The 12,201-nt window shown below is 35.2% G+C and carries 10 protein-coding genes and 1 other annotated feature; of the genes, 1 reads left to right on the forward strand and 9 read right to left on the reverse strand.

Going from position 1 to position 12,201, the window contains the following annotated elements; all coding sequences use genetic code 11:
* Positions 1-158: 158 nt before the first annotated feature.
* From ACWG42_RS12360 to ACWG42_RS12375, 4 genes are all read right to left on the reverse strand, one after another.
* Entirely contained in the window at positions 159-1,223 is a 1,065-nt protein-coding gene (locus ACWG42_RS12360) for a branched-chain amino acid aminotransferase (protein WP_455792754.1), read from the reverse strand.
* Positions 1,224-1,364: 141 nt separating this feature from the next.
* A complete protein-coding gene (locus ACWG42_RS12365) occupies positions 1,365-3,989 on the reverse strand; it encodes a valine--tRNA ligase (RefSeq protein ID WP_455792755.1) in 2,625 nt (874 codons plus the stop codon).
* A gap of 2 nt (positions 3,990-3,991) precedes the next feature.
* Positions 3,992-4,543 carry a GNAT family N-acetyltransferase gene (locus ACWG42_RS12370; RefSeq protein ID WP_455792757.1) on the reverse strand — a complete coding sequence of 184 codons (552 nt, stop codon included), beginning with the start codon at positions 4,541-4,543 and terminating at the stop codon, positions 3,992-3,994.
* 31 nt (positions 4,544-4,574) lie between these two features.
* Positions 4,575-4,782: a binding site (T-box leader), on the reverse strand.
* A gap of 44 nt (positions 4,783-4,826) precedes the next feature.
* Positions 4,827-5,459: a LysM peptidoglycan-binding domain-containing protein gene (locus tag ACWG42_RS12375; RefSeq protein ID WP_455792758.1), complete on the reverse strand. Its 633-nt coding sequence runs from the start codon at positions 5,457-5,459 to the stop codon at positions 4,827-4,829.
* A gap of 124 nt (positions 5,460-5,583) precedes the next feature.
* Between ACWG42_RS12375 and ACWG42_RS12380 the strand changes: the two genes are divergently transcribed.
* Positions 5,584-6,210 (forward strand): hypothetical protein, encoded by a 627-nt coding sequence (locus tag ACWG42_RS12380; RefSeq protein WP_455792760.1) that lies wholly within the window; start codon positions 5,584-5,586, stop codon positions 6,208-6,210.
* A gap of 59 nt (positions 6,211-6,269) precedes the next feature.
* On the opposite strand, the gene ACWG42_RS12385 is transcribed toward ACWG42_RS12380, so the two are convergent.
* From ACWG42_RS12385 to ACWG42_RS12405, 5 genes are all read right to left on the reverse strand, one after another.
* Positions 6,270-6,671: a hypothetical protein gene (locus ACWG42_RS12385; protein WP_455792762.1), complete on the reverse strand. Its 402-nt coding sequence runs from the start codon at positions 6,669-6,671 to the stop codon at positions 6,270-6,272.
* A 151-nt stretch (positions 6,672-6,822) separates the two neighbouring features.
* Positions 6,823-7,413, reverse strand: coding sequence for a ribosome biogenesis GTP-binding protein YihA/YsxC (gene yihA, locus ACWG42_RS12390; protein WP_455792763.1), 591 nt, complete (start codon positions 7,411-7,413; stop codon positions 6,823-6,825).
* Positions 7,414-9,732, reverse strand: coding sequence for an endopeptidase La (gene lon, locus ACWG42_RS12395; protein WP_455792764.1), 2,319 nt, complete (start codon positions 9,730-9,732; stop codon positions 7,414-7,416).
* Between the two features lie 290 nt (positions 9,733-10,022).
* Complete coding sequence (gene tig, locus ACWG42_RS12400) at positions 10,023-11,300, reverse strand: trigger factor (RefSeq protein WP_455792768.1); 1,278 nt, start codon at positions 11,298-11,300, stop codon at positions 10,023-10,025.
* A gap of 43 nt (positions 11,301-11,343) precedes the next feature.
* Positions 11,344-12,072 carry a DUF3196 family protein gene (locus tag ACWG42_RS12405; RefSeq protein WP_455792770.1) on the reverse strand — a complete coding sequence of 243 codons (729 nt, stop codon included), beginning with the start codon at positions 12,070-12,072 and terminating at the stop codon, positions 11,344-11,346.
* Positions 12,073-12,201: the final 129 nt, after the last annotated feature.

A 12,201-nucleotide genomic window follows, 5' to 3' on the forward strand; every position in this document is an offset into this window, starting at 1 on the left:
ATTTATTTTAGATTAGACTTTCTTTTCATCTATCTTTTTAAATTAGCTACCTTGTTAGTTCTTTTTATCGTGTCTTATTTTTTTTCATGTTTTACTTGACAAGTTCATAGTTGGTCTCCTTTTAAGAAAAGAGCCAGCATAGCTGACTCTTTCACATATTATTTAACTTCGCGTGTCCAACCAAAAGTATCTTCTACATCACCCCATTGTATACCAGTTAATGTATCATATAATTTTTGTGTTAACGTACCTGTTTTAAAATCATTGATAATGGTGATTTCTCCTTTGTAGTTCAATTCCCCAACTGGAGAGATTACAGCTGCAGTTCCTGTACCAAACGCTTCTTCTAAGGTACCATTTCTTCCTGCTTCCATCAAATCATCAATTGCTAAGTGACGCTCTTCAACTTCATAACCCCAAGAAGAGAGAATTTGTAGAATAGAATCACGTGTTACCCCTGGCAATACAGTTCCATCACATGGTGCAGTAATGATTTTACCATCGATTTTAAACATAACATTCATTGTACCAACTTCTTCTACATATTTACGTTCAACACCATCTAACCAAAGTACCTGTGTATAACCAAGCTTTTCTGCTTTCACTTGTGCGGCAATACTTGCGGCATAATTTCCACCACATTTCGTAAAGCCTGTACCACCTTTTGTTGCACGAACGTATTCATCTTCAACATAAATTTTAATTGGATTAACACCTTCTGGATAATACGCTCCTACTGGTGATAATAAAATGATAAATTTATATGCATTGCTAGGATGCACCCCAACTGCAGCCTCACTCGCGAACATAAATGGTCGAATATACAAAGAAGTACCTTCAGCAGTAGGAATCCAATCTTGTTCATAAGCAACAATTTTTTCAACTGCTTCTACAAACATATCTTCAGGTAATTCTGCCATACATAAACGACGATTAGAATTGATCATACGACGTCCATTCATTTCAGGACGGAATAATAAGATACGTCCATCTTTTGTTCTATAAGCTTTCAATCCCTCAAAGGTTTCTTGTGCATAATGCAATACTAACGTTGCCGGGTCCATACAAATTGGCGCATATGGTTCAATCTTCGCATTGTGCCATCCCTTTTCTGTTGTCCAATCGATTGTGAACATATGATCTGTAAAGTATTTACCAAATCCTAAATTATTCTGATCTGGCTTTTCTTTCAATGTTTTAGCCTTGATGTATTCTATTTCCATAATAATCTCCCTTCTATATATTGTTTTAAGCCTACACCCAAATGCGTTATAAGTCAAGGTGTTTTCATAATTTTACATAGTTTCTTTCATAAAATGATACATATTTCATAAATATATATACAACCTACTATAGTATCGTATTTAAGCTTTCTTCTTCATGTCTTCCAATTGTTTTTCAACAATCGTATACTGTGATTTATAGCCTTCTAATTTTTCTTTTTCTGCATTTACTTTAGCTTCTGGAGCCTTATTGGTAAAGTTAGGGTTCGCAAGCATTCCCTCTCCACGTTTAATTTCCCCTTGAAGTTTCGCAAGTTCTTTTGTAAGTTTTTCAATTTCTTCTTCAACGTTGATAATCGAAGCCAAAGGAACAGATAGTGTGCCATTCAAGATAGAACGAACCATCATTTCTTCTTCTCGATCTTCGCTAACCCAACTAGCATGACACATCTTTTGTAAGATGGCATTGATTTTTGTATCACTTGGCAATATATCTCCATGTTCATTTTTAATGATAACATCAATATCAAAGCTTGGTTTTAAGTTATAATCCGCTTTGATACTACGAACAGCTTCAATCATCGTGATCAACTGTTTGATAGAAGTCATTTCTTCATCACTCAAATCCACAGCAATGCTAGTTGGCCAGCAATCCAAATTAATGCTTTCCATCTCATGAGGAATTGCTTGATAAATCTCTTCACTTACAAATGGCATGAAAGGATGTAACATACGCAAGATTCCACTTAATACACTAACCAATGTTGACTTACTTGCCATCTGTGTAACAACATCATCACTCATAAGACCAGCTTTACTTAATTCAATATACCAGCTACAGAAATCATCCCATACAAAACTGTATAATTCATTTCCAACAAGAGCATATTCATATTTATCCATGTTCGCACTAACACTTGCTAATACTTCATTGAAACGACGTAAGATCCATTTATCAATCATGGATACATTTGATAAATCAATATCTTTTACATCCATATCATTTCCACACTGCATAAGAACAAAACGAGATGCATTCCAAATTTTATTGATAAAGTTTGCACTTGATTCTACTTTCTCCTCAGAGAAACGTAAATCTTGTCCTGGTGTTGAGTTTGTTGTTAGGAAGAAACGTAATGCATCAACTCCATAATGTTCGATAACATCCATTGGATCTACACCATTCCCCAATGACTTACTCATTTTTCTACCTTGTGGATCACGAACAAGCCCATGTATTAAAACATCCTTGAATGGACGATTCTTCATACAATAACGAGTCTGAAATGCCATACGTGCTACCCAGAAGAAAATGATATCATACCCAGTCACTAACACATCATTAGGAAAATAACGTTCTAAGTCAGGTGTTTTTTCTGGCCAACCTAAAGTAGAAAAAGGCCATAATGCACTAGAGAACCAAGTATCTAATACATCTTCATCTTGAATCCATTGATCCTTATCTTTTGGATCATCTAACCCTACATAGATTTCACCGCTCTCTTTATGATACCAAGCAGGAATACGATGCCCCCACCATAATTGACGTGAAATACACCAATCTTCAATATTCTCTAACCATTGTTGGAATGTCTTTTCAAAACGCTTAGGATAAAAATTGATACGTTGTTCTTCATCTTCTTGATGTTCTAATACATCTTGTGCCAATGGTTTCATTTTAACAAACCATTGTTTTGATAAATATGGTTCTACAATAACACCCGTTCTTTCAGAGTGCCCTACTTGATGCATATGTGTATCAATATGATCTACTACACCATCTTTTTCAAAGTCAGCGACCAATGCTTTACGACATGCGAAACGATCCATTCCTTCATATTTATGTGCCATTTCATTCATCGTACCATCTGGATGCATACAAATTGGCATTGGTAAGTTATATTTCTTCGCTAAGGCAAAGTCATTTGGATCATGTGCTGGTGTACATTTCATGACGGCAGTACCAAAACTCATATCGATATAATCATCTGCCATGATAGGAAGTTCTTCTTGATTTGCTGGATTGATAACATGCATGCCAACGATATCTGTGTAACGTTCATCATCTGGATGTACAAAAATTGCTTGATCGGCAAACATCGTTTCAGGACGTGTTGTCGCAATTACCAATTCTTTTCCATTTTCTACAATTTTATATTTGAAGTAATACATCGCACCTTCGATTTCCTTGTGTAATACTTCAATATTGGATAACGCTGTCTTTGCCTGAGGATCCCAGTTAATAATACGTTCTCCTTGATAGATCAATCCATCGTTATATAAGTCCACAAACACTTTACGTACAGCGTTAGATAACCCATCATCCAACGTAAAACGCTCTCTAGTGTAATCTAAAGAAAGTCCCATCTTTGCCCACTGTGTACGAATGGTAGAAGCATATTCTTCTTTCCACTCCCAAGCACGTTCTAGGAATTTTTCACGTCCTATATCATAACGTGAAATACCTTCTCCCTTTAAACGTTCATCTACTTTTGCTTGTGTCGCAATACCCGCATGATCCATACCAGGAAGCCATAATGTATCACACCCTTGTAAACGTTTATAACGAGCTACAATATCTTGTAACGTTGTATCCCATGCATGTCCCAAATGAAGCTTTCCAGTTACATTTGGTGGAGGTATTACAATACAAAACGGATTTTTTGATGTATCCCCTGCTGTAAAATAGCCTTTCTCTAACCATGTCTTATAATGTTCTTGTTCTACTTGATTGTGATCATATTTTTGATTTAATTCTTTTCTCATCGTTATTCTCCTTTCAAATCATCTTTTAATATAGCCGCTAAGACCATATCATGATACTGTTTATCACTTAATTTCGCATACTGTCGAAGGATTCCTTCTTTTTGAAACCCACACGCCTTTAAGACATGTTCACTTCCCATATTGTCGACTTCATATTTTGCTTCTAATCGACGTACCCCTATATGCTCAAAGGCAACGTTTACTAGTTCCTTTAAGGCTTCTTTCATAATCCCCTTGTGCCAATACGCAGGATGCAGTGCATATCCAATTTCACCAATATCATCTTCTATCGTATGGACTCGTAAAGTCCCGATGACCTTTTCCTGTTCCTTCCATACCATAACCCATGCTTGTGGTATACACATCCTTTGATAAGGAAGATATCTTGTTTTGATTAGTTGTAATGTAACATCTACATCTTCGTGACATGGAAAGCTTAGATATTTTGTGACTTCTGGCGATTTATAAACTTCGAACAAATCACAGGCATCCCCTTCTTCCACAGGACGAAGTAGAAGACGACTCGTTTCTACTACTGGCATATCTAAACGCATACGATCCCTCCTTAAACAAAAAAAGCATCCTACAAAGGACGCTTTACGTGGTACCACCTTATTTTACATATTATGTTATATGCCTCATTACCGTTAACGCCGGATCTGCGTATATTCCTACTTATGTTCAGAATATCAACTCCAAGACTACCTTCTACATATGTGCCTACTTTCTTTCACCAAACGAAAGCTCTCTTTGAAAACTACATATGTGTACTCCTTCTTTTCATAGTTTTTACTTTATCATTATAAACAAAAGAAGCACAAGTTTCAACAGGAACTTTTAAAAAGGCAATACAACCAAAGATTTTCCTACAACATCTTTGTTTCGATTAGCACTTCGCAAGTCCTCTTCACTTACATCATAACGCTTCGCGATACTTGCATAACTATCCTCGGGTTTTGCGACTACCATACGATAGGATGTATATGTTGTATCACTCTCTTCAAAGAGATCTTCAAATTCATCCACAACCATTCCGACTTCTTCTGGTTGCGTTACCATTTCTTCATCTTGTTCCTCTATAACAGGTTCTATAACTGGCAAAGGTACACTCTTACTTACTTCTTTATAATCTTCACTCGCCTCTTCTTTTAATCCTAAAATATTCATATTCACTGCTAGTGTTATACCATCTTCCACAACATCCGCATAATAATCTTTCACATGTAGAGCAAACGGTTCACTTGATAGTTTATGAGCAGGTGCTAACACATCCATATCCAATACTTCTTGAAATGTTTGTACATCCCCATCATCCAAACGCATGCTTCCACGAACAAACAATGGACCAGTTGCACGAACACTTCCATCTTCTTCTTTTTGATACATTAAGGCTGATTTCACTTCTAATTGATTCACTTCTTGTATTTTCTCTGCGAATAATAATTTCTTTTCAATCTTCATCGTTTTCATATGCAGGACCCTCCTATCAGTATGTATGTTGATATGGAAGAAATTATGCCATGGAATCGTACGCATATATCTACAGTTTCCAATAAAAATATGATAGAATAGATACAAGAAAAGAGGTAATCCTATGATTTTAATTGAAAGAACTAGTGTAATGAATTTTGAAAACGCAATCCGTGGCGCTCGTAACCCAATGAATAGCTGGCATCGCATGGATTCAACGTATGATGATAAAGGGAATTTCGTAATGGGACCAAATGACTTAGATTTGGCACAACGTTTAGCAAAAGCAGGAAGTGACCACCGTAAGTTTATTCGTCAAATTTTTGTATCGGTAGATTTCACTGCCCCTTTATATTGGTGGAAAGAATATGATACATACAAAGTGGCTACAGTCGCAAACTCAACATCAACGATGCATAAAATTGCAAGTAAGCCATTTGATATCAATGATTTCTCTCATGACCATATGAATGAAAAAGCATTAGATTCCCTAAAGGCAACCATTCAAGTACTAGAAGAATTACGTTTGGAATACTTAGAAACCAAAGATAAAACAATTTGGTATTCTATGATTCAATTATTGCCAAACAATTATCACCAACTTCGTACATGTTCTTTAAACTATGAAACATTAATGAACATTTACTATGCAAGAAGAGCTCATAAGTTAGATGAATGGCATGATGTATGTGCATGGATTGAATCTTTACCATATGCAAAAGAATTGATTCTTGCAGTGGAACATAAATAACAATATACAAAAAACGTCCTCTCCTAAGATTGGACGTTTTCTTATTCGCAAATATTCTTCTATAAAGATTGTTTATTTTTTGCGGCCCCATAATAATAATATACAGGAATAATATACACACATATTTCTTTCATAATGTTCTGAATGTTGAAATCAGAATAAAAACTATTTGAGATAGCTACAAAAATAAGTACAAGACCAAAGAACATACATACTTTATAAGCTTTAGGCTTATTTGCTAATACAATTCCTGTAATACCCGCAACTATACAAAGACCAGCTTGTAACCAAGCAAGTGCCAATTGTACAAATGTAAATCCATCTGGATTTGAACCAAAGATTTGTATAGATGACCCCTTATCTAAACTTGTAATATAAACTAATAAAGCTACTAAAATGATTCCTAATACAAGTTCAAGTACCCCAGTGATTTTTAAATAATTCTTTCCTTTTGCTTCCATTTTCATTTCTCCTTTTTCTTAGCATATCATAATTTTTGTAATCTTTGCTTTTTTTGAAAAAATATTTTAAAAAGATAAACTATCGTTTTCTTATAGATATTCAAATGAAACAATCAATTAGCTGAACAAAAAAACGTATCTTTCGATACGCTTAGGATTCAAAGATAGGAATTAAATAATCCCATACAGCTTCCATTCCTTCTTTTTTCTCTGCTGAGAAAGGAAAGAGTGGTTCATCGCAAGATAGTTTTAAAGTATCTTTGATGATTGCTAATTGATGTTTTAGTTTTGTTGATGGTACTTTATCTGTCTTTGTCGCAACAACAGCAATTGGGATTTCATAATAACGAGCAAATTCTAACATTGTCTTATCATCGTCTGTTGGTTTATGTCTAGCATCCACTAACATGACCAATCCTTTTTTCTGTACGCGACCAGAGAAATAATCCTCCATCATTTGACCAAATCTAATCAGTTGATTTTTTGATATGTTGGCATACCCATACCCTGGGACATCCACAAACATATATTTATCATCTAAATTAAAGAAGTTTAATAAGCGTGTTTTACCTGGAGTGTTTCCTACATAGGCAAGTTTCTTACGTGTGCACATAGCATTGATAAAGCTACTTTTCCCTACATTGGAACGTCCTGCTAGAACGATTTCAGGTAAATCAGTTTCTGGCCAGAACTTCTTTTCTGGCGCAGAAACTACTAATTCAGCTTTCTGAAAGGTTATCATTTATTTCACCAAAGCCGCATCCAGTACTTGAGAAATACGATCGACTGGAATGAACTTAACACTTTCTTTTACTGCTGCTGGAATATCATCTAAATCTTTCACATTTGCTTTTGGAATAACGATGGTTGAAATACCACAACGATGTGCAGCCATAGATTTTTCTCTTAAACCACCAATTGGAAGTACGTGTCCTCGTAATGTTACTTCACCTGTCATTGCCAAATCCGCTTTTACAGGAACATTACTTAAAGAGGAAATCAAGGCAGTCGTAAGAGTTACACCCGCACTTGGTCCATCTTTTGGAACCGCACCTTCTGGTACGTGAATATGAACATCACTCTTTTCAAAAATATCAGAGCTAATTTTATATTTATTCGCATTTGCTCGAACATAATCATACGCAATAGATGCGGATTCTTTCATCACATCGCCCAATTGACCAGTGATCACCAATTTCCCCTTACCTTCAAAATGATTAACCTCAATCTGTAGAATATCTCCACCAAAAGAAGTATAGGCAAGTCCAGTAACTGTTCCAACTTGATCTTTTGTTTCACGTTTTCCATAATCCACTTTTTCATTACCAAGCCATTCTTTGATTAATTTCTTAGTAACTTTGATGGAACGTTTTTTATCTTTTAAGATTGCTAGAACACTCTTACGACAAATTGTCGCAATTACACGTTCTAACTGACGTACACCACTCTCTCTTGTATAATAACGCACAAGATAAGTAATCATGTCATCTTCCAATTTCATTTGTGATGGTTTTAAACCATTCTCAATCAATTGTTTACTTACAAGATGACGTTTCGCTATTTCAATCTTTTCTAGTTCTGTATAAGAAGATAACTCAATAATTTCTAAACGATCACGCAATGCATTTGGAATGTTTTCCAAGTAATTTGCTGTCGCAATAAAAAGTACTTTACTTAAATCGTAGTTTTCTTCAATATAGTGATCAGAGAAGAAAGAGTTTTGTTCAGGGTCTAACACTTCTAGCATAGCACTTGCTGGATCCCCTTTATAATCACTTGCCATCTTATCGATTTCATCGATTAAGAAGACAGGATTGATAGTGCCAGCTTTTTTCATTGCTTGAATGAATCGTCCTGGCATACTTCCTAGATAAGTTCTACGATGTCCTCGTATTTCAGATTCATCTTTTACTCCACCTAAAGATATTTTCACAAATTCACGTTGCAATGCTCTTGCCACAGATTTAGCAAGAGATGTCTTACCAACTCCTGGAGGACCAACAAGACAAATAATTGGCGCTTTTAAAGAATTCGTCATTTGCTTTACAGCTAAATACTCTAAAATACGTTCTTTTACTTTTTCTAATCCATAATGATCTGCGTCAAGTGTATCACTTGCCTTTGTTAAATCATCATTGTCTTTAGATTCTTGCCACCAAGGCAAATCCATTAACCAATCGATATACGTTTTGATAACACCAGTTTCACCACTTGCTGCTGGTAACATTTCATAACGTGATAATTCATCACGAACTTTTTCTTTGATATTTTCTGGATAAGAATTTTCTTCAAGACGTTTGCGAATTGCTTCTACATCTTGATCACCATCTGGTACATCTCCTAATTCTTCTTTAATCGCTCGCATTTTCTCACGTAAGTAATACTCTTTTTGACTTTCTTCAATACGCGTTTTTACTTTATCGTTAATCTTATTTTCGATTTCAGATAGTTCTTTTTCACTTTCAATTTCTTGAAGGATTAAGAATAAACGATCATTAATACCTAATGTTTCAAGTAATTCTTGTCGTTTTTCTAATGTAAAAGGAAACAACTGAGATATCTGATCTGCAAGTTGTGGCGCAGATACCCCTTTTGCTAATTCATTGATCATTTCTTTTGGAATCGCTTGAGAAACAGCTTCAATTTCTTCAAATTGCTTAGCAATTTTACGAACTAATGCAATTTCCTCCATACCATCCTGTGCAATATTTTTACGAACTACAAAGGATGTACTCATCATCGTATCATCATTGGTAACCGTTTGAATTTCAACTCTTTGAATTCCTCTAAACTTTACACGTAAATAACCTTCCATACGACGTACATGCTTAATTTGGCATAAAGTACCAAATGCATATAAATCATTTATATTCGGTTCTTCTAGTGCAAGATCTTTTTGCGCAACCAAAACAACTTGGCTTTGCTCATTCTCTTGTGCTTCTTCGATAGCACGAATCGATTTATCTCTTCCTACATCAATAATGACTTCCTGATCTGGAAATACAATAACACCACGTGTACATACCAATGGAAGTGTAGGGATCAACTCTTGTTCACTCATCTTCATTACTCCTTTCTAAGTTACAGTGTCTATCATAGCTTACACTGCATATCACAAACTCATAACTTATTATATTACTTTCAAATAGATTGTCACATAGAACATATGGAGAATCCACTCATATGCTTAGAAAATAGATGCATACTAGCACTCTTCCTCTATGTCTGCTAATAGTATATGATATTCTATTAGCACTGTCAACTATTTAGTGCTAATTTCACATGTTTCCACACTTTTAAAACAGCATCAGAAACAGGAAAGAAAAAAGACGCGTAAGGCGTCTTTCAAGATTACTTACCAGCTGATTCTTTGATCAAATCTAATGCTTTACGAATACGTAAATCATAAGAAATAGCATCACCAGAAATAAGTTCTTTTACTTTTTCTAATGGCATGTTGTAAGTGTTCGCAACAGTTTCTAATTCTTTTTCAATATCAGCTTCACTTACTTCAATTTTTTCTTCAGCAGCGATTGCCTCTAATACAAGACGTACTTTTACTTTTCCAAAAGCGTCTTTCTTCATTTCTTCACGGATACCTTCTACAGTGTTTCCAGTGATTTGTAAGAATTGTTCCATTCCAAATCCTTGTGATTGTAAACGTTGTTCGAAATCACGAACTAAGTTATCTGTTTCATCCTCGATCATAACATCAGGAATTTCAACTTCACTAGCTTCTGTAACAGCAGTTAAAATATCATTTTCAAACTTCTGCGTAGCTTCACGTTCTTTTGATTCTTCTAAGTTTTTCTTAGCATATTCTTTATATGCATCAACTGTTTCAACACCTTCAATTTTCGCCTGTTTGATCAATTCATCATTGATTTCAGGTAATACTTTAGATTTGATTTCTTTTACAGTTACTTTGAACACAACTGGTTGACCAGCAAGTTCTGCAGCTTGGTATTCTTCTGGGAAAGTTACGTTAAGATCTTTTGTATCTCCACTCTTCATACCAAGTACTTGTTCTTCAAAACCAGGAATAAAGGAACCACTTCCGATTACCAATGGATAGTCTTCACCTTTTCCGCCTTCGAAAGGTACTTCATCTTTGAATCCTTCAAAATCGATAACAGCTGTATCTCCGTTTTCAACTTTACCTTCTTCTTTTACTACTAAATCCGCAAAGCGTTCAGCTAAACGTTCAACATCTGCAGTTACATCCGCATCATCAACTTTAACTTCGTCTTTCTTAATATCTAAACCTTTGAATTTTCCAAGTTTAACTTCTGGTTTTACCGCAACGATAAATTTGAAAGTAACTTTGTCTTCATCGATACTTTCAACATCCAAAGAAGGACGAGAAACTACCCATAAGTCATGTTCTTTAATAGCTGCAGATAATGCTTCTCCCGCTACTTCATCGATTGCTTCCATTAATACACTCTGTGTACTAATTTGTTTTTTTACTAATGCAGCTGGTGCTTGACCTGGACGGAATCCTGGCAAGTTCACTTTTTTCGCCATTTTGTTGTAAGTTTTCTTTTGTGCTGCTTTCCAAGCTTCACCATCGACACTTGTTGTTAATTCTCCTGTTGATTTTTCTTTTAATTCCCATGTTGAACTCATTGTCCATACCTCCTACTATATTTACGACAACTCATTTACTTCTTTATAAGATATCATACGTACTTAATAATAATTCATAACCCTCATATTGTGCAAGTTCTTTTTCTTCACTGAATGCTTTCCATGCATCAAATTCTTCATGAGCAAAGAATACGTAACGAGCAATCGCACAGGCTAGAGCCTCTTTTTCATCTTCATCAATATTGAAAGGTAAACGCATATAAGCTTCCTTTACAAGTGTTTCTACACACATAATGGTGAAGGTTGGATTGTCGTTTTCAAACCATTCGCGTAAGATATTGATCGCAGCACTAACTCCTTCTGCCTCCATTGGCATTTCAATGGCACAAGGAGAGAATGTTACATCCATACCTTCTACTTTACTCGTGAATTCATCCGTAATGTTTTGTTCCATCATTGCTTCAATCAGCATTGCTCGAACCAACACATTCACATCTCCAGACAAATAGTTTTGAATTGCTTCAAAATGATTACGAATATTACTTTTCTTTAACTGCTCAATCGCTAGAAACTGTTCTTCAAGTGATCCAGCGAGCATCACATCGACATCTTCTTCCTCATAAACCTTACTTTGATTGAGTTTTAATTCACTACGACATGCATTGTAAGCTTCGATGAGTTTTGCCTCCATATTTCTTGGAATATAGGGCATAGAAAGTTCTTCTTCCAAAATCTTATAAGCACTTTGAAAGTCTTCTTCCTCCATCAATTGTTTCACTTTGCTCAATATATCTTCATAATACGTATCCATGAATTCTCCTTTTTCGACCAAGCATAAGATAATATACCATATTTAAGCACTATTATCAATGAATTTATCTATATCACATAGTTTTTCTATCATATGTGAGGTTGTATCGAAATGCTCTATTTCATTGTG

The organism is Amedibacillus sp. YH-ame10, from assembly GCF_053848885.1.

Bases quoted from the DNA above. Each gene is read 5' to 3' on its own strand.
- ACWG42_RS12360 (WP_455792754.1), bottom strand. From the start codon at position 1,223: ATGGAAATAGAATACATCAAGGCTAAAACATTGAAAGAAAAGCCAGAT.
- ACWG42_RS12365 (WP_455792755.1), bottom strand. From the start codon at position 3,989: ATGAGAAAAGAATTAAATCAAAAATATGATCACAATCAAGTAGAACAA.
- ACWG42_RS12370 (WP_455792757.1), bottom strand. From the start codon at position 4,543: ATGCGTTTAGATATGCCAGTAGTAGAAACGAGTCGTCTTCTACTTCGT.
- ACWG42_RS12375 (WP_455792758.1), bottom strand. From the start codon at position 5,459: ATGAAAACGATGAAGATTGAAAAGAAATTATTATTCGCAGAGAAAATA.
- ACWG42_RS12380 (WP_455792760.1), top strand. From the start codon at position 5,584: ATGATTTTAATTGAAAGAACTAGTGTAATGAATTTTGAAAACGCAATC.
- ACWG42_RS12385 (WP_455792762.1), bottom strand. From the start codon at position 6,671: ATGGAAGCAAAAGGAAAGAATTATTTAAAAATCACTGGGGTACTTGAA.
- yihA (WP_455792763.1), bottom strand. From the start codon at position 7,413: ATGATAACCTTTCAGAAAGCTGAATTAGTAGTTTCTGCGCCAGAAAAG.
- lon (WP_455792764.1), bottom strand. From the start codon at position 9,732: ATGAGTGAACAAGAGTTGATCCCTACACTTCCATTGGTATGTACACGT.
- tig (WP_455792768.1), bottom strand. From the start codon at position 11,300: ATGAGTTCAACATGGGAATTAAAAGAAAAATCAACAGGAGAATTAACA.
- ACWG42_RS12405 (WP_455792770.1), bottom strand. From the start codon at position 12,072: ATGGATACGTATTATGAAGATATATTGAGCAAAGTGAAACAATTGATG.